The 17,142-nt window shown below is 70.2% G+C and carries 16 protein-coding genes; 7 read left to right on the top strand and 9 right to left on the bottom strand.

The genetic code is table 11. From position 1 onward, the window contains the following. Window positions 1-15: 15 nt before the first annotated feature. The 3 genes from KME78_RS58805 to KME78_RS58795 all read right to left on the bottom strand — a co-directional run bounded on the left by KME78_RS58805 (window position 16) and on the right by KME78_RS58795 (window position 3,395). Window positions 16-2,037 (bottom strand): serine/threonine-protein kinase, encoded by a 2,022-nt coding sequence (locus KME78_RS58805; protein ID WP_219538947.1) that lies wholly within the window; start codon window positions 2,035-2,037, stop codon window positions 16-18. A 110-nt stretch (window positions 2,038-2,147) separates the two neighbouring features. Next, a complete protein-coding gene (locus KME78_RS58800; protein WP_219538945.1) occupies window positions 2,148-2,543 on the bottom strand; it encodes a hypothetical protein in 396 nt (131 codons plus the stop codon). A 42-nt stretch (window positions 2,544-2,585) separates the two neighbouring features. Further along, entirely contained in the window at window positions 2,586-3,395 is an 810-nt protein-coding gene (locus tag KME78_RS58795; RefSeq protein WP_219538944.1) for a TIGR03619 family F420-dependent LLM class oxidoreductase, read from the bottom strand. Window positions 3,396-3,490: 95 nt separating this feature from the next. Here KME78_RS58795 and KME78_RS58790 point away from each other — a divergent pair, with 95 nt between their 5' ends. Then, entirely contained in the window at window positions 3,491-4,738 is a 1,248-nt protein-coding gene (locus tag KME78_RS58790) for an LLM class flavin-dependent oxidoreductase (protein WP_219538942.1), read from the top strand. After that, window positions 4,735-5,604, top strand: a complete 870-nt coding sequence (locus KME78_RS58785) for a TIGR03619 family F420-dependent LLM class oxidoreductase (protein ID WP_219538940.1) — start codon at window positions 4,735-4,737, stop codon at window positions 5,602-5,604. The genes KME78_RS58790 and KME78_RS58785 overlap by 4 nt, the downstream gene beginning before the upstream one ends. A gap of 23 nt (window positions 5,605-5,627) precedes the next feature. Here KME78_RS58785 and KME78_RS58780 read toward each other — a convergent pair whose 3' ends face one another. Then, a complete protein-coding gene (locus KME78_RS58780) occupies window positions 5,628-6,182 on the bottom strand; it encodes a TetR/AcrR family transcriptional regulator (protein WP_219538938.1) in 555 nt (184 codons plus the stop codon). A gap of 193 nt (window positions 6,183-6,375) precedes the next feature. Here KME78_RS58780 and KME78_RS58775 point away from each other — a divergent pair, with 193 nt between their 5' ends. The 3 genes from KME78_RS58775 to KME78_RS58765 all read left to right on the top strand — a co-directional run bounded on the left by KME78_RS58775 (window position 6,376) and on the right by KME78_RS58765 (window position 8,174). Continuing rightward, entirely contained in the window at window positions 6,376-6,906 is a 531-nt protein-coding gene (locus KME78_RS58775; RefSeq protein ID WP_219538936.1) for a hypothetical protein, read from the top strand. Window positions 6,907-6,987: 81 nt separating this feature from the next. Continuing rightward, window positions 6,988-7,800, top strand: a complete 813-nt coding sequence (locus tag KME78_RS58770) for a HipA family kinase (RefSeq protein ID WP_219538934.1) — start codon at window positions 6,988-6,990, stop codon at window positions 7,798-7,800. Continuing rightward, a complete protein-coding gene (locus KME78_RS58765) occupies window positions 7,797-8,174 on the top strand; it encodes a DUF3037 domain-containing protein (protein WP_219538932.1) in 378 nt (125 codons plus the stop codon). Before KME78_RS58770 ends, KME78_RS58765 begins: the two co-directional genes overlap by 4 nt. A gap of 70 nt (window positions 8,175-8,244) precedes the next feature. Here KME78_RS58765 and KME78_RS58760 read toward each other — a convergent pair whose 3' ends face one another. The 5 genes from KME78_RS58760 to dxr form a co-directional block, all read right to left on the bottom strand. Further along, a complete protein-coding gene (locus KME78_RS58760) occupies window positions 8,245-9,996 on the bottom strand; it encodes a M14 family zinc carboxypeptidase (RefSeq protein WP_219538930.1) in 1,752 nt (583 codons plus the stop codon). An 18-nt stretch (window positions 9,997-10,014) separates the two neighbouring features. Further along, window positions 10,015-10,857 (bottom strand): GNAT family N-acetyltransferase, encoded by an 843-nt coding sequence (locus tag KME78_RS58755; RefSeq protein WP_219538997.1) that lies wholly within the window; start codon window positions 10,855-10,857, stop codon window positions 10,015-10,017. 36 nt (window positions 10,858-10,893) lie between these two features. Next, the gene (locus tag KME78_RS58750; RefSeq protein ID WP_308127561.1) at window positions 10,894-12,522 is read right to left on the bottom strand and encodes an alpha/beta hydrolase; all 1,629 of its coding nucleotides are present in this window, start codon (window positions 12,520-12,522) and stop codon (window positions 10,894-10,896) included. A gap of 270 nt (window positions 12,523-12,792) precedes the next feature. Beyond that, window positions 12,793-13,944: a flavodoxin-dependent (E)-4-hydroxy-3-methylbut-2-enyl-diphosphate synthase gene (gene ispG / locus KME78_RS58745; RefSeq protein WP_219538928.1), complete on the bottom strand. Its 1,152-nt coding sequence runs from the start codon at window positions 13,942-13,944 to the stop codon at window positions 12,793-12,795. A 79-nt stretch (window positions 13,945-14,023) separates the two neighbouring features. Continuing rightward, a complete protein-coding gene (gene dxr / locus KME78_RS58740) occupies window positions 14,024-15,217 on the bottom strand; it encodes a 1-deoxy-D-xylulose-5-phosphate reductoisomerase (protein WP_308127560.1) in 1,194 nt (397 codons plus the stop codon). A gap of 335 nt (window positions 15,218-15,552) precedes the next feature. Here dxr and KME78_RS65665 point away from each other — a divergent pair, with 335 nt between their 5' ends. Further along, the gene (locus KME78_RS65665; RefSeq protein ID WP_246654844.1) at window positions 15,553-15,837 is read left to right on the top strand and encodes a trypsin-like serine peptidase; all 285 of its coding nucleotides are present in this window, start codon (window positions 15,553-15,555) and stop codon (window positions 15,835-15,837) included. A 235-nt stretch (window positions 15,838-16,072) separates the two neighbouring features. Next, entirely contained in the window at window positions 16,073-17,140 is a 1,068-nt protein-coding gene (locus tag KME78_RS58730; protein WP_246654843.1) for a trypsin-like serine peptidase, read from the top strand. The last annotated feature ends 2 nt before the right edge of the window (window positions 17,141-17,142 follow it).

Here is a 17,142-nt window from a genome sequence, read left to right as displayed (position 1 = left end):
TATGCGGGGCGGCTGTCACTCCGGGGGCTGAGAGGTTTCCGAGGTGGTGACCGTCGGTGTGGGCTCGGTGGGATCGGGGTCGCTCTGGCCCGCGACGCCGACGGTCACGACCACAGTGGCGCCCGGCTTGGCGCAGCTCCCCGCTGCCACGCTCTGCGCCAGCGCCACGTCCACCTGCTCGTCGTCCGTGACCACCTGCGTCTTGAAGCTCGCGGTGAACCCGGCCGCCTGGAGCGCGGTCCGAGCCGCCGCCTTGGACTCCCCGGCGACGGCCGGCACCGCGGCCCCGTGGCGGGCGAGAACCAGCGCCACTTTCGTACCACCGGAGACCCGGCTGCCCGCCCCCGGCCGGCTGGACAGCACCTGCCCGTCCGGCCGGTCGGAACAGGTGCTCGAGGTCTCGCCCACCACCAGCCCGGCACCGGTCAGCGCCGCCTCCGCCCGCTCGCTCCCCAGCCCGACGACCGCCGGAACCGCCAGCCCCGCCGACACCTGAAGCGAGACCGTGCTCCCCCGCGCCGCCGTGACCCCACCGGCGGGACTGCTGCTCACCACCTTGCCGATCTTCTCCCGCGAGTCGACCTGTGTGACCGCCCCCACCGCGAACCCGGCCCGCTTGATGGCCTTGATCGCCGTCGACTGCTCCATCCCGGCCAGCGCCGGCACCCGCACCACGGCGAGCCCGGCGGGCGGAGACTGCGTGGCCGGCAGATGGCCGCCCAGCGCCCGCTCTCCCCGCTTGGCCGGCGACCGGCCGAGTTCGGGCGCGGTCGCGGTCGAGGGCGGTCCGGTCGTCACGACGGACGGCCGCTCGACCGCCTGCGGACGTACCTGATTTTCGTCCCTGACCGTCGGCAGCAGTACGGCGACCAGCACGGCGCCACTCACCAGGAGCGCGGCGGTGACCGCCAGCGCCGCCCGGCCCACGGCCTGGCGCGTGCGCCTCCCTGGCTCACCCCAGGGTCCCCGGGAGGAGCCGGCGCCATCGTATGGCGGGCCAACGTCCTCGGCGCCGTCCCACCGCACGTCCGGCTCCCCGGAGTCCTGCCGGGGGACGATCGGCGGCCAGGAGGTGCCGTCGTCCGGCGAGGCGCCGCGCAGCCGGTAACCGGCCGGCGCCCCCGTCGCCTCGGGCTCGGCCATCGGCAACCGGTTCGCCGCTCCGTGCGCCACCGACGGAGCAGGCAGCGCCCGCAGGATGTGCGGCGGCGGCGAGCGCAGCACCTCCGGCGGCACGAAGTCGTTGTCGCCCAGTAACGCGAGCAGCAACTCCCGGCTGGCGGGCCGGTTCCTGGCGTCCTTGTCCAGGCACGCCATCACCAGCTCCCGCAGCCGCCCGTCCAGCCGCCCCAGCTCCGGCGGCGCGGTCAGGATGCGGTGCAGCACCGGCGCCACCGAGTCCTGCCCGAACGGCGCCGACGCGTTGGCCGCGAAGCACATCGTGGCGCCCCACGAGAAGACGTCCGCCGCCCCCGTGAGGGCCGAGGCGGTGATCTGCTCCGGCGCCATGTACGCGGGCGTGCCGACTCCCCGCCCGCTCACCGTGGCCGCCGCGTCCAGCGCCCTGGCCAGCCCGAAGTCGATCACCCGTGGCCCGTCCGGGCCGAGCAGCACGTTCTGCGGCTTGAAGTCGCGGTGCACGATGCCCGCGCGGTGGATCGCCGCCAGCGCGGTGATCGTGCTCACGGCGAGCCGTTCGAGCGCCGCGCCCCGGCGCGGACCGGTGATCGCCACCTCGCGCTGCAGCGACGGCCCGTCGACGTACTCGCTCACGATGTACGGCCGGCCCTCGTCGAACCCGGCGTCCACCACCTGGGCCGTACAGAACCGCGCCACCTGCTTGGCCAACTCCACCTCCCGCAGGAACGCCAGTTTCTCGTCCCCCACGGGTCCGTGCAGCAGCTTGACCGCGTAGACGTCCTCGATCCTCGTCCCGAGGTACACCACGCCCTGGCCGCCCTCACCCAGACGCCCGGACAGCTCGTAGGCGCCGAGCCGCCGCGGATCCCCCGTTCTGAGTGGCTGTGCCGTTGGCACGGGGCTGCCTCCCCTCGCCGCCACCCACCGTTTCCAAGTCCACTGAAGGCAACGGACGCGGGAGAGTCAACGGTGGCCGCCGCAATGCCGCCTGACCGTGACACATGCCGTCAGGAATGTCGCGAGAGCGTGCCTGAATAGGTGATGTCCGTGTCACCCTGACGTGTCATCTTGATGGCCACTTGGTCCAGCTCTTGCGTCGGGAACACCCTCAGCATCCCCGGAACGCACCCTTCGCCCTTGACCCGGTCGAGCGTGAACACGAGCCGGCTCCTGGTGGGCTCGAGCCGCCCCGAACACCGCAGCCCCACACCCCACTTCAGGGCCGAGCCCTCGTCCGACAGCTCCATGGCCACCGGGAAAACCGGCTCGGTGCCCGCCGACCCCGTCCACTGTCCCGCCAGCCCTGGGCTCTGCGCCCCCCGCAGCCAGAGCACGAACCCGGCCACCCCCATGACCAGCCCGGCACCGGCCACGACCACCTGCCACACCCGCGCCCGCCGCATCGCCTCGACCTTGTCTGGGAGGCCTCCGAGATTACGGCAGACTCAGATGAGCCGGGCGTACTCGTCGAGCAGCGGCAGGATCTCGTCGGCCGAGCCGCTGGGCAGGTTGGCCACCGACTCCTCGATGCCCAGCTCGGCGTAGTAGTCGAGCTTCTCCCTGGTCGGCAGCGTCCCGAACGGGATGACCTTGGCCATCGGCCGCTCCGCCTTGTCGCAGGCCTCGCGTAAGGCGGGCAGCGCGGCCTTGACGCCCTTGCCGCCGATCGGGATCCAGCCGTCGGCGTACTCGGCGACGTGCGCGAACAGCTTCGGGCCCGCCGCGCCGCCGATGTAGACGGGCGGCTCGGAGATCGGCTTGGGCCATGACCACGACGGCTCGAACCCCTCGAAACCGGCCACCTCGTCCCGCCACAGCTTCCGCATGGCCAGCACGTTGGCCCGCGCGACCACGCGCCGCCTGCCGTACTCCACGCCGTGGTTCTCGATCTCCTCCACGTTCCAGCCGAAGCCGACGCCGACCACCACACGCCCGCCGGAGAGGCGGTCGAGGGTGGCGATCGCCTTGGCGGTCACGATGGGGTCGCGCTGGGCGGCGAGCAGGATGCCGGTGCCGACCACCAGCCGTTCGGTGGCGGCGGCGGCGAACGAGAGCGCGACGAGCGGGTCCAGCGTCCGCTTGTACTCCTCGGGCAGTTCCTCCAGCCCCATCGGGTGCGGCGTACGCCGCGAGATCGGGATGTGGGTGTGCTCCGGGACGTAGAGGGAGTGGAATCCGCGCTCCTCGGCAGCCTTGGCCAGGTCCACGACCGGCATGGCCAGATCCGTGGTGAACATGGTGACACCAAGCCGCATACGACTCTCCTTGACGTCAACCAAGCGATTGCTCGGCTAAGATTTCTAGAGTAGCTTGCCGGACAGAGAAGCGCCCCGCGGAAAGAGGTCTCCTGGTGAAGTTTTCCATCTTCCTGAATCCGCAGATTCCAGGCTCCGGATACGCGGCCGAGGAGAACGCCAAGGCCAAGCGGCCCATCGGGCGTGACACGGAGTCGTACCAGAAGCTGCTGCACGAGGTGCGGGAGATCGCCGTCCACGCCGACCGGATCGGCTTCGACGCGCTGATGATGACCGAGCACCACTTCCACTCGGAAGGCATGGAGTTCTCGGTCAACCCGCTGATGTTCCTCACCGACCTCGCGGCCAGGACCGAACGCATCCTGCTCGCGCCGCTCGGCATGGTGCTGCCCGCCTGGGACCCCATCCGGGCGGCGGAGGACGTGGCGCTCCTGGACCAGTTCTGCAAGGGGCGGCTCCGGCTGGGCGTGGCCAGGGGCTACCAGAACCGGTGGATGAACGTGCTGGGCCAGCGCTGGCACGCGGCGGCCGCCCGCTCCGACGGCTCGGCCTCCGACACGCGGAACTTCGACGTCTTCGGCGAGGTCCTGAAGATCATGAAGATGGCCTGGACCCAGGAGACGCTCCGCTACAAGTCCGACGTGCTGGACTACGAGATCCCCTACCCGTTCGACGGCATCGAGGGCTGGCCGGCCCTGGAGTGGACAAAGACGTTCGGCGCTCCTGGTGAGATCTCGGACGACGACAAGGTGCAGGCCGTCTCGGTCTGCCCGAGGCCGTACCAGAACCCGCATCCGGAGTTGTGGCAGCCGTTCACGATCTCCGACCGCTCGGTCATCAGGGCCGCGCAGGAGAACATCCTGCCGTGGATGTTCACCCCGAACCCCGACGACCACGCCGCCAAGGCCAAGCTCTACCAGGAGGAGTCCGCCAGGCAGGGCCGCGACTACAAGCTGGGCGAGCACACCGGCATCCTCAAGATCGTCGGCATCGCGGAGACGACCGAGGAGGCGATCAACACCTTCGGCCGGAGCATCCCCAAGGACTTCGCCGCCTTCTTCGGCCCGTTCGGCTACCTGGAAGTGCTGCGGAAGAAGGAAGACGAGAAACACAAGCCCATCTCCCCCGAGAAGGGCGACGCCAAGCGGATGAACGACGTGGAGATGGCGCTGTTCGGCACCCCCGACGACGTCAAGCGCGGCATCCAGCGGATGCTCGACCGGATGCCCGACCTGGAGTGGTTCGGCCTCTACATGCAGGGACAGCAGGGCGTACTGCCGCTGGACACGGTCAAGCGCAACCTGGAACTGTTCGCCACCAAGGTCATCCCGGAGTTCCAGTGAAATTCTGGCTGGGCGCCTCGTTCGCCGACACCGACCAGTTCGTCGATCTGGCCAAGGCGGCTGAGAAGTGCGGGTTCGACACGCTCACCCTGTCGGACCACCTTTTCTACGCCGACTTCGCGACGCCGTACCCCTACTCGAAGTCGGGCAAGCCACGCTGGACCGCCGAGACGCACTGGCCGGACGTGTGGGTGACGATCGGCGCGATGTCCGCGGTGACCAACACGCTGCGCTTCGCGCCGAACGTCTACATCGCCCCGGCCCGCGATCTGTTCACCGTGGCCAAGCAGGTGTCCACGGCGGCGGTGCTGTCGCGGGACCGCGTCACCTTCGGGGTGGGCGTCGGGTGGTGCGCGGAGGAGTTCGCCGCCACCGGCCAGGACTTCCACACCCGCGGGCGGCGGCTCAACGAGATGATCCCGGCGCTACGGGAGCTCTGGAGCGGCCGGAACGTCACGATCGACGGGCTGCCCGAGCTGTCCATCTCGCCCACGCCCGCCGAGCCGATCCCGGTCCTGGTGGGCGGCGACAGCGAGGCGGCCCTGCGCCGGGCGGCCCGGCTGGGTGACGGCTGGATCGGCAACCGCATCTACACCGAGGAGCAGCTCGACACCGTCCTCGGCTCGTTACGGCAGCTGCTGGACGAGTACGGCAGGACCGGGCCGTTCGAGATCATCGCGCCGCTGGCCGTGCTGCCGGACGCCGACACCTTCCGGCACTTCGCCGCCAAGGGCGTCACCGGGACGATGGCCGCCCCGTGGTGGCTCGCCACCGCCGAGGAGAAGGCGCGGTACGGCGAAGGCAGCCTCGAACTCAAGGTCGCCACCATGGAACGGTTCGCTGAGGAGGTCATCGCGAAGATGTGACCCCGGCCGCGACGAGGCCGGGGCTATGAGGGGGCGGTCGCGGGCAGGCCCAGCTCGGCCATCGCCAGGTCGACCAGGGCGCCCGGCACCTCGTCCACCGCTCCGATGCGCATCAGGGCGGCCAGGCCGAGGTAGGTGCCGTAGGCCGCCAGCACCCGCCTGCGCGCCTCCTGCTCCGGCTGGCCGAGCTCGCGCAGGACGTCCCGCATGTACCTCAAGCGGCGGTCACTCACCCGCCGCACCACCTCGCCGACCAGCGGATCGTCCGCCTCGCTGATCAGCCGGAACGAGATCGCCGCATCCTGCTCGTCACCGAAGGCCAGGTCCAGCAGGGCCCGCATCCGCGCCACCGGCTCGTTGAGCGTGTCCAGCCGGGCGATGACCTGCTCGGTCTCGTCCTCCCAGCGGGCCAGCGCCGCCTCGACCAGCGACCGGCGGTTGGCGAAGTGCCAGTAGAAGCTGCCCTTGGAGACGCCGAGCCGTACCGCGACCGGCTCCACCGCCACGGCGCCCAGCCCGCCCTCCGCGAGCGCCACCAACGCGGCCCGCGCCCAGTCGTCCGGACCCAACCGCTCCACGACCCCACACCTTTCCTCGCTCGACCACGCCCGTCCAGGGACGCCCGTCCACCGCGCCGCACAGCCGCTCGCTCCGCACCGCATGAAACCTTCGCCCCGCTCTGACAGCCTGCCATACGGCGGCGTATAGTCGCTTCCATACGGAACCGTATGGCAGGCCGCGAAGAAGGTCGCCGAGACCGAGGAGCCCCCCATGCCGACGCTGGTCGACGACTTCATCCCCCGCCCGGACGCGGCGGAGCGGCACTCGATCGTGATCAACGCCTCCCGCGACCGCGTCTGGCAGGCGCTCACCCACCTCGGCCCGCAGGACATCCGCCTGGCCAAGCCGCTGTTCGCCGTCCGGCGCCTGTTCTCCCGCACCCCCTCCGACCAGCAGAAACAGGCCAGGCCCACCTTTACGCCGCTGGCCGAGGAGCCGATGCGGGAGATCGTCCTGGGCACGATCGGGCAGTGGTGGCGCCTGGGCCGCGCCGAGCACACCCCGACGATCGGTGACGCGGACGACTTCCGCGCCTTCGACCGGCCCGGTTACGCGAAGGGGACGTTCAGCTTCCTGCTCGACGACGCGGGGCCGGGGCGCATCCGGCTAGTCACCGAGACCAGGGTGATCGCCACCAGCCCCGACGCCCGCCGCGCCTTCCGCCGCTACTGGATCGTCATCCGCCTGGGCAGCGGCCTGATCCGGCGCATCATCCTGGCCGCCGTCCGGGCCCGCTCCTGACCGATCGGCGTAACGCTGTTCGCGCCGGTCGGGGCGCCGGGCTGGCGCGAAAGTGGTCTCAACGGACGATAATCTCGTGTCGTGCTTGATGAGATCGCGGCGACCCGCTACGTGACGCCGCTGCGCGAAGGCGGATCACTACCGGGCGTCGTCGAGGCCGATGATCTCGGCACGTACGTGGTGAAGTTCCGGGGCGCGGGCCAGGGCCGCCGGGTCCTGGTGGCGGAGATCATCTCTGGTGAGCTGGCCAGGCGGCTCGGACTCCGCACTCCCGAGCTCAAGCTGATCGACCTCGACCCGCAGATCGGCGTCCGGGAGCCCGACGAGGAGGTGCAGGACCTGCTCAAGGCCAGCACCGGCCTCAATCTGGCGATCGACTTCCTGCCCGGCGCCCTCGGGTTCGAGCCGCTGGCGTGGACGCCCGACTGGATGTTCGCCTCGCGGGTGGTCTGGTTCGACGGCCTGATCCACAACGTCGACCGCAGCTGGCGCAACCCCAACCTGCTCATCTGGCACCGCGACATGTGGCTGATCGACCACGGCGCGGCGCTCTGGTTCCATCACAACTGGCCGACGGCGGACCCGCGACGGCCGTTCGACGTGGGGGATCATGTGCTGGCGCCGTTCGCCACCGACCTCGAGAGCGCGGCGGCCGAGCTGTCCGCGAAGATCACTCCCGAGCTCCTCGAAACCGTGACCGCCCTGGTGCCCGACGAATGGCTCGACGACGAGCCGGGCTTCGACTCGGCGCAGGCCGTACGCGATGCCTATGTCGACCACCTGCTCCGCCGCGCGCAGGGACCGCACGAGTGGCTGAGACGGCCCGACACACCGACCGGCAGACCCGCGGGGCCGGGGTCCGTCGGCGAGTTCTGGCGGGGAGGCGACCGATGAGCCGGGACGTCTACGAGTACGCGGTGATCCGCGTGGTGCCACGGGTCGAGCGCGGCGAGCTGATCAACGTGGGCGTGCTGCTCTACTGCCAGCCGCGCGGCTACCTCTGCGCACGGGTCGCCCTCGACGCCGACCGGCTGCGCGCGCTCGACCCGGCCGCGGACGTCGACGGTGTCCGGCAGGCGCTCGGCGCGTACGAGCTGGCCTGCGGCGACGAGGCGGGACCGCTGACCGGGGAGTCGCTCGGCGGGAGGTTCCGCTGGCTGACGGCGCCGCGCAGCACGATCGTGCAGACCGGCCCGGTCCACGCCGGTCTCACCGCCAACCCCGACACCGAGCTGGCCAGACTCTTCGACAAACTGGTCCTGCTCTGACCGATCAGTTGCGCGCCCAGATCCCGGCATGCGTGAACTTCGCCACCAGCAATGCGAGAAGCGGTGGAGCTCAGGCCTGGATCGGAGCCTCGTGGATGCGCAGGATGGGATACATCGCGTACCGCGTGTCCCACGAGGTGTGCCGGCGTTCGAAGAATTCGCGGCGTGCCTGCGGGTCGGCCGCGAAGGCCGGGTCTTCGGCCAGTCTGCGCCGGAACTCATCGGCCAGTGCCGGGTCCTGCTCCAGGATCTGGTGGGCGAAGATTTCGGTGACGTAGGGCTCGACGTATTCCTTGAGCTCGTAGTGGCTGTTGAAGAATCCCCAGGCCGCGAGCGAGTCGGGCGCCTGCGGCTCCAGCAACGTCATCAGCAGTCGTGCTCCGGGCTGCGCGATCGGCACGAACAAGCCGCCGGCCGGTAGCGACTGCGGCTCGGCGCGCCACGCGCCCTGCAGCGCGAGCCGCGTCCGACCCTCGAACGGGACCGGCGAGAACCGCACGCCGGTGGCGCGGAACACCTCGGTGTCGAGGCGGTCGACGTTCCGCTCGAGGATTCGGCAGACCAACCCGTGCAGGGCGAGCTTGTCGGCGATCAGCGGCACGTACTCCCTGGGCACGAGGTAGCCGCCGCGCGGCGCGCGCACCACCAGCGACGGCAGCACGTCGCCGTAGTACGGGACGCGCCAGATCTGCGGGGTCGTGGGGTCGTAGACGGTGACCGGCTCGCCGGAGATCGGTGACAGGTCGCGGGTGTAGGCGTAGCCACGGAAGTCGAGGGTGGCCGTTTCGCGCTGATCGACCGCGACGTCCAGCACGATCTCCTGACCACCCAGGGCGCGCCGGTCCGCTTCGAGCGCGGCCGCGTGCCATGGGGCGCCGTGCGCGGCGAGGAGTTCGGTGAGGCCGATGATCGCGTTGCGGCTGACCCGGGTGCGGGTGGCGTAGTCCTTCCAGGAGTGGGTTTCCACCAGCACGGTGTACCGGTTGCGGGTGGGGAAGTAACCGGTGGAGTAGCGCGGTGAGTAAGCGGTGACGTGGAACCCCGAGGCGGGGTCGTCGGCTACGACGAGGTCGGGGTAGAACGGCAGCGCCAATGAGCCTTGCGCGTTCAGTTTGTCGATGAGCGCGGCGCGTAGTGCGATGCCGGTGGCGTGGAGTTGTGGATCGCCGAGCTGGATGGGTTCGACCTGGATGGAGACATCGGGTTCGAAGTCCGCGCCGTTGGTCACGTGCATGTCCACGGTGACCAGTGGATCCCAGTCGCGTACCAGCGCCAGCAGGGCTTGCATCTCGGGCGCGTCGGCTTTGGTGTAGTCGCGGTTGAGGTTGAGGTTGTGCGCGGTCGCGCGCCACCCGGTCTCCTCCGGGCCGATCTGGTTGGGGCGGTTCCAGCGGCCGGTCCGCTCGTGGCCGTCGGCGTTGAAGGCGGGCACGAACAGGATCGCGACGCGTGCCAGCGGATCGCCCTCGGGCGGGCGCATCTCGATGTGCGACCCGCCCTCCACTTCGGTCAGTGGGTCGCCGCCGAGCAGTTCGCGGAGCGCGGCGAAACCCGCGTCCTTGCCGTCGCTTTCGCCCGGGTGGATACCGGCCTGGACCAGCAGCAGCGGGATAGCGCGCTCCCGGAGCGTCTCAGGTGTGAACGCGCCGCCGCGCGAGACCAGCAGGGCCCGCAGGGGGCGTCCCTCGGCCGACTGCCCGTAGACGAAGCTGCGCACCGCTTCAGGCCAGCGTTCGGCGAAGGCCGCGCACAGCGCTTCCACTTCCTCCAGCCGCCCGGTCAGGCGGAACTGCGACTGCTCGGCGAGGGTCTGCAGGATCATCAATGGCTGGGCTCGCTGCTAGAACAGTACGGACATGAACGTGTCGACTTCGTGGAAGCCCACCTTCCGGTAGACCGCCCGCGCCGAGTGGTTGAAGTCGTTGACGTACAGCGAGACCACAGGCGCGAAGCAGTCCAGAGCGGCGTCCACGACCGCGGCCATGCCGGCCACCGCATGCCCCTGGCCGCGTAGCGCGGGATCGACCCACACGCCCTGGATCTGGCAGGCGTGCGGGGTGACCGCGCCGATCTCCGCCTTGAACACCACGCGCCCGTCGTCGATGCGCGCGTATGACCTGCCGATGCGGATCAGCTCGGCCACCCTGGTCCGGTAGAGGGCGCCACCGTCGCCGAGGTTGGGCGAGACGCCCACCTCCTCGGTGAACATCGCGACGCAGGCCGGCAGCAGGGTCTCGAACTGGTCCGGGCGTACCCGCCGGACCAGCGGATCGGCGGGGACGGGCGACCTGCGCGAGGTGGCCATGACCGGCTGCGCCCAGCGGATCGTGCGCGCCCGGCCCCAGTACGGCTCCAGCCGCTCCCACAGCAGCGAGACCGCGTCGGCGGGACCCACGATGGACGAGCAGCGGCGGCCCTGCTTGCGAGCGCGGTCGGCGAACGCGTGCACGGCTTCGGGACCGGCGTTGACCGGCACCATGTTTGCCCCGGCATAGCAGAGCGAGACGAGCCCGCCGCGCGGCCCGAACCCCCACATCTGCCCGCCCAGGCGCGCCGGATTGAGTCCGACGGTCCGCACCCGGGAGGAGACGAAGACGTTGGCGACCGGGTCGAGGTCGAGCAAGGCGAGGGCCTCGTCCCGGTCGCTGTCATCGAGCACACGCGACGCCGATGTACGCAGCATCACATGGTCAGACTACGCGAACGACCACCGAATAGCTCATCTGGACAGGAGCTCGGTGAGCCTTTCGTGACCAAGTGGACCAGCTGCCGCCATATGGGCCGTGGGCTTGGGCGCCGGCAGCTTCTGACACTCGGCTCCCTGCCGTGGCACCGTGCCGTCGAGCAGGTAGGCGACCAGGTGGCGGTCCACGCACTGGTTCCCGGCCAGCGAGGCCCCGTGGTTGCCGCCCGCGTCGACGACCATGCGGGCGCTCGGGAACAGCTTGCGCATGTTCAGGGCGCCCTGGTACGGCGTCGCGGCGTCGTCCTTCGACTGGATCATCAGGATCGGCGGCAGCTTCCGGGACGCGTGGATCGTGACCGGGGTGCCACCGGGCACGCTCCAGAACGCGCACGGCGCGTTGTACCAGGCGTTGGGCCAGGTCAGGAACGGCGCCTGCTTGTGCATCCGCGTCATGTCCGTCCGCCACTTGGTCCAGGACCTGGGCCATTGGACGTCGCGGCACTGCACGCTCAGGTAGATGGCGTAGCCGTTCTCGTCGTCGGCGTCCTGCTTGCCGTACTTGTTGAAGACGTCGACCAGCCCCTTCGGATCGCCCTGCCGCACGTACTTGGACCAGGCGGCGGAGAGCTCGGGCCAGATCCGGTCGGTGTAGCCGCCCACGGTGAAGGTGTCGTCGAGCTCGCTCGGGCCGACCACCCCGCCGGCCGGGCGGTCGTGCAGCCGGGAGCGCATCGCGTTCCAGGCGAACGAGGTCTGCGTGGCCGAGCCGCCGAGCTTGTAGACGGCGTTGTTCTTGGCGGTCCAGGCGAGGAACTCGTGGTGCCTGCTCTCGAAGGCCTTGTCCTGGGCCAGGTTGGCTTTGTACCAGATGCCGGCCGGGTCGACCGTGCTGTCCATGACGAGGTGCTTGACCCGGTCGGGGAAGAGCGTGGCGTAGACGGCGCCGATGTAGGTGCCGTAGGAGTAGCCGAGGAAGCTGATCTGCTGCTCGCCGAGTGCCGCGCGGATGGTGTCCATGTCCCTGGCGGTGTTCTCGGTGGTCAGGTGCGGCAGCAGCCACGCCCACAGGTCACCGCACCCGTTGGCGTAGTCGGTGGCCCGGCCGAGCAGCACCTTCTCGTCCTCCTGACCGCGCGGTATCGCGTCCGGCCTGGGCGGGGCGTAGTAGGTGCCGGCGTCGACGCAGTGCATCGAGGGCTCGCTGTTGCCCACGCCGCGCGGGTCGAAGCCGATGATGTCGTAACGGTTGGCGACCTTCTGCGAGAGCGCCGCCGACACGTACTCGGCCAGCGACCGCCCCGAGGCGCCCGGCCCGCCCGGGTTCACCAGCAGGCTGCCCAGGTGGTTGCCCTCGCGCGGCACCTTGGCCTTGATCCGGTTGAGCGCCAGCGTGATCGACTGCCCCAGCGGCTCGCGGTAGTCGAGCGGCACCCGCACGGTGGCGCACTCGACGCCGCTCACGGCGGGCGCGGACCTGCTGGTGACCGCCCCGGAACCGGCCGCCTCCGCCTTCGCCGAGGCCGGCGCCGGACAGGCTCCCCACTCCAGCGGCGACCCGACCGCACTCCCCGTGGCCTCGGCGGTCCCGGCCATGGCCCCACCGGGTCCCAGCACCGGCACCAGCATCGCCAACCCGACGACAACCCTTACGACCCGCTTCACACGGCCTCCCCTTCAGTAGGAGGACCGATGCTCCCGCAAGTAACCAAGTCGTGACGCTGGGTATGGCTAAATGCTTACCATTCTGTAATCACCCAATTGCACGCCGTAATAAGCGGCCGGCAGGGGCTCCGGGTTTTCCACGCCACTGGCCAAGAATGCGCACGTCACGGCGCCGCACCACCTCCGCCGGAGGAGCGTGCCCCTGGACAGGGCTCAGCCCGGTCGGCGTCTGGGGCCAACCGGGCTGAGCCGTAAAATATGGGCTTAAAGTCAGCCGACGACTACCTCAGGATCGCCGTCGAGGGCGATGCCCATTTCGTCGGCGATGCGCAGGGCTTCGTCGATCAGCGTCTCGACGATCTGTGACTCGGGGACCGTCTTCACGACCTCCCCCTTCACGAAGATCTGCCCCTTGCCGTTGCCCGACGCGACGCCCAGGTCCGCCTCGCGCGCCTCGCCGGGGCCGTTGACCACGCAGCCCATCACGGCCACCCGCAGCGGCACCTTCAGCCCTTCGAGGCCCGCCTGCACCTGCTCCGCCAGCGTGTAGACGTCCACCTGCGCCCGGCCGCACGACGGGCACGAGACGATCTCCAGCCCGCGCTCCCGCAGCCCCAGCGACTCCAGGATCTGCGCACCGACCTTGACCTCCTCGACCGGCGGCGCCGACAGCGAGACGCGGATGGTGTCGCCGATGCCCTCCGCCAGCAGCGCCCCGAACGCGACCGCCGACTTGATCGTGCCTTGGAAGGCCGGACCGGCCTCGGTGACGCCCAGGTGCAGCGGGTAGTCGCACTTTCCGGCCAGCAGCCGGTACGCGTTGATCATGACGACCGGGTCGTTGTGCTTGACCGAGATCTTGATGTCGCGGAAGCCGTGCTCCTCGAACAGCGAGCACTCCCACAGCGCCGACTCGGCCAGCGCCTCGGGGGTCGCCTTGCCGTACTTCTGCAGCAGCCGGGGGTCGAGCGAGCCGGCGTTGACGCCGATGCGGATCGGCACACCGTGATCGGCCGCGGCCCGCGCGATCTCGCCCACCTTGTCATCAAATTTCTTGATGTTGCCGGGGTTGACGCGCACGGCCGCGCAGCCCGCCTCGATCGCCGCGAACACGTACTTCGGCTGGAAGTGGATGTCGGCGATGACCGGGATCTGCGACTTGCGGGCGATCGCCGGCAGCGCGTCGGCGTCGTCCTGAGACGGCACGGCCACCCGGACGATCTGGCACCCGGCGGCGGTCAGCTCGGCGATCTGCTGCAAGGTGGAGTTGATGTCGGCGGTCACCGTGGTGGTCATCGACTGCACGGAGACCGGCGCGTCGCCGCCGACCGGGACACTGCCGACCATGATCTGGCGGGAGTGCCGGCGTTCGGCGAGGGGCTTGGGGCGGACCGCGGGGATGCCGAGTGCTACAGGAGACATTTCAACCCTTGAGTTTCGGTAACGGTATCCAGTGTAGGTAGCCCGTGGGACTGCCGGGCTGTGAGCTCCGTCCCAGGTCTCATCCGGCGGCCACGCTCCGTACGAGCTCCGTCGCGCGGGCACGTGCCCAGGCGTCGGCGGCCAGCACCTCCTCGACCGAGTCGGCGGGGGTCACCCGGTGCTCCTCAACGACCTTGGCGACCGTGTCGACGATCCCCAGGAACGGCAGCCCGCCCCCGATGAACGCCTCCAGGCACGCCTCGTTGGCGGCGTTGTAGACGGCCGGCGCGGTGCCGCCCTCGGTGCCGACGTGCCTGGCCAGCGCGACGGCAGGGAACGCCTTGTCGTCCAGCGGCTCGAAGGTCCAGGTGTGGGCCAGCGTCCAGTCGATGGCACGCGCGGCGCCCGCGATCCGCCCGGGGTGGCCGAGCGCGAGCGCGATGGGCAGCCGCATGTCGGGCGGGCTGGCCTGGGCGATGGTGGAGCCGTCGATGTACTCGACCATGGAGTGGATGATCGACTGAGGATGCACCACGACCTCGATCCTGTCGAAACCGATGTCGAACAGCAGGTGCGCCTCGATCACCTCCAGCCCCTTGTTGACCAGGGTGGCAGAGTTGATGGTGATCATGGGCCCCATCGACCAGGTGGGGTGCGCCAGGGCCATCTCGGGCGTGACGTCCAGCAGCTCGGCGCGCTCGCGCCCCCTGAACGGCCCGCCGCTCGCGGTGATCACCAGCCGCCTGACCGCCTCGGGACGGTGACCGTCGGGCCCGGCGGCCCACAGGCACTGCTGCACGGCCGAGTGCTCGGAGTCGACGGGCAGGATCTGCCCCGGCGCGGCCAGCCGTTTGACCAGCGGTCCGCCGATGATCAGCGACTCCTTGTTGGCCAGGGCGAGCGTCCTGCCCGCCTCCAGCGCGACCAGCGTGGAGGTCAGGCCGAGCGCGCCGGTGATGCCGTTGAGCACGGTGTCGCACGGCCACGCCGCCACCTCCGCGACCCCTTCGGGGCCCGCGAGCACCACCGGGCTCGCGCCGCGCGCCGCGAGCGCCTCTTTCAGCGCGGGCACGGCCGTGGCGTCGGCCACGGCCACCACCTCGGCGCCGTACGAGGCCGCCTGCTCGGCCAGCAGCCCGGGATTTCCGCCACCGACCGCGAGCCCGGCGACTCTGAACCTGCCCGGGTCGGCGCCGATGACGTCGAGCGCCTGGGTGCCGATCGAGCCGGTGGAGCCGAGGACGACGACGGAGCGGAGGGTGTCAGCATGCACCCGTCCATTGTCCCCGCTGCCGGAAGCGACCGGACACGCGGCTCCGCCGTCCCAAAATCCAGCAATGAATGGGGCGCCAGATAGTCGAGTCCACCAATGCCCAAATATCGCCATATCCGTATTCGCAAATCCCGAAAAATTGGGATATTGAGGCCGCTACCTTCCGAGCTCAGATCCGGGATTTCGGGAGGTACGCCAGCCGCCGACTCCACCTCCGAGCAGCAGGCCGTCCTGCGGTACTGGACCCCGCAGAAGGCGGCGGCGCGGTCACGAAGACGACGGGCCGCGTCTTCTTCACCTACCAGGGGCGCAACGCCTCCTGCTCGGGTTCGGCCGTGACCAGCGCCAACAAGAGCGTGCTGACCACCCCGCAGTGGAACGCGAGCGAGGACATCGACTTCGACGTAGCCGCCGCCGTCGTGGCACCACTGCAGGGCAGGGCGCTGACCGACGCCGTGGGCGGCCAGGGCGTGGCGTTCAACCAGGCCAGGCGGCAGCGGATGTACGCGTTCGGCTACCCGGCGGCGGCCCCGTACGACGGCGCCAGGCTGATCTATTGCAGCGGCCGCGCATTCGACGATTTCCTGATGTCCAAAGATCAGGCCCGACCTGCGACATGACCGGCGGTTCGAGTGGCGGTCCGTGGTTCCAGAATTTCACCGGAACGACGGGCCTCGGTACCCAGAACTCCGTCAACAGTTTCAAATACAGCTTCGCCCCGAACTTGATGTTCGGCCCCTATTTCGGGGCAGAGGCCCAAGCCGTCTACCAAGCCGCCCAGAGCACCAACGCCCCCTGAGGGTATTCACCGAAAGTAGTCACAAGGACACATCTAGTGGTGCACACTCGGGGGTCATGACCCTGAGCACCCCCTTGCTGACAGGTGTGCCGCTCGTCGCGGGACTGATGGGCCCCGCGCTCATCGGCGCCATGCCCGTCCAGCACCACCACGCCGCCCCTGCCATCACCAAGCCGATCGTGCACACGGCCAAGCGGATGGAGGTGGTCGAGCACGTGGCCGCCCGCACCCCCGCCGAGCAGCGGCGCGTGCTCGACTACTGGACACCGGCCCGGATGGCCGACGCCCTGCCGATCGACATGCTCGGCATCGTCACCAAGGGCAACGGCCTGCTGAACAACCTCGCCGACAAGACGGGCATCACCGCGGCACCCGGCCTGACCGGCGGCAAGGCCAAGCTCCCCACCCCGCGCCTGCAGTCGGCCAGGCCCCAGACCACCACGTCCGGCTCCCGCTGGCTGACCGGCGGGGCGGTGACCCGCACCACCGGCCGCGTCTTCCTGACCGTCGGCGGGATCGACTTCGTCTGCTCCGCGAGCACGGTCCAGAGCGCCAGCAGGGACCTCGTGGTCACGGCCGGTCACTGCGTCAAGGACGGCACCGGCGAGTGGGCGGCCAACTGGCAGTTCGTGCCCGGCTACCGCACGGGCGGCGGGCACCCCTATGGCCAGTACGCGGCCCGCCGCATGTTCGTCACCGGCCCGTGGGCGCACTCCGCCGACGACAGCTATGACATGGGCATGGTGGCCCTGACGACCGCGGACAGCCAGCACGTCACCGACGTGGTGGGTGCCCAGCGGATCGCCTTCAACGTCCCACGTGGCGGCCAGACGTTCGGCTTCGGCTACCCGGCCGACCCGCCGTACAACGGCGAGCACCTGGTCTACTGCGCGGGCCGGCTGCGCGGCGACCCCTACAAGCAGACCCGTGACCAGGGCCTGGGCTGCGACATGACGGCGGGCTCCAGCGGCGGCCCGTGGCTGTCCGGCTTCGACCCGGCCACGGGCATCGGCGAGATCACGTCGTTGAGCAGCTTCAAGTACAGCGACGACCAGCGCACCATGTACGGCCCGTACTTCGGTGACGCCGCCAAGGCCCTCTTCGACACCGCCCAGCGGGCATAGGA

The organism is Nonomuraea guangzhouensis, from assembly GCF_019396345.1.
Taxonomy (GTDB): domain Bacteria; phylum Actinomycetota; class Actinomycetes; order Streptosporangiales; family Streptosporangiaceae; genus Nonomuraea; species Nonomuraea guangzhouensis.
Note: the sequence above shows the minus strand (reverse complement) of the source record. Positions and strands in the feature narration are given on the sequence as shown.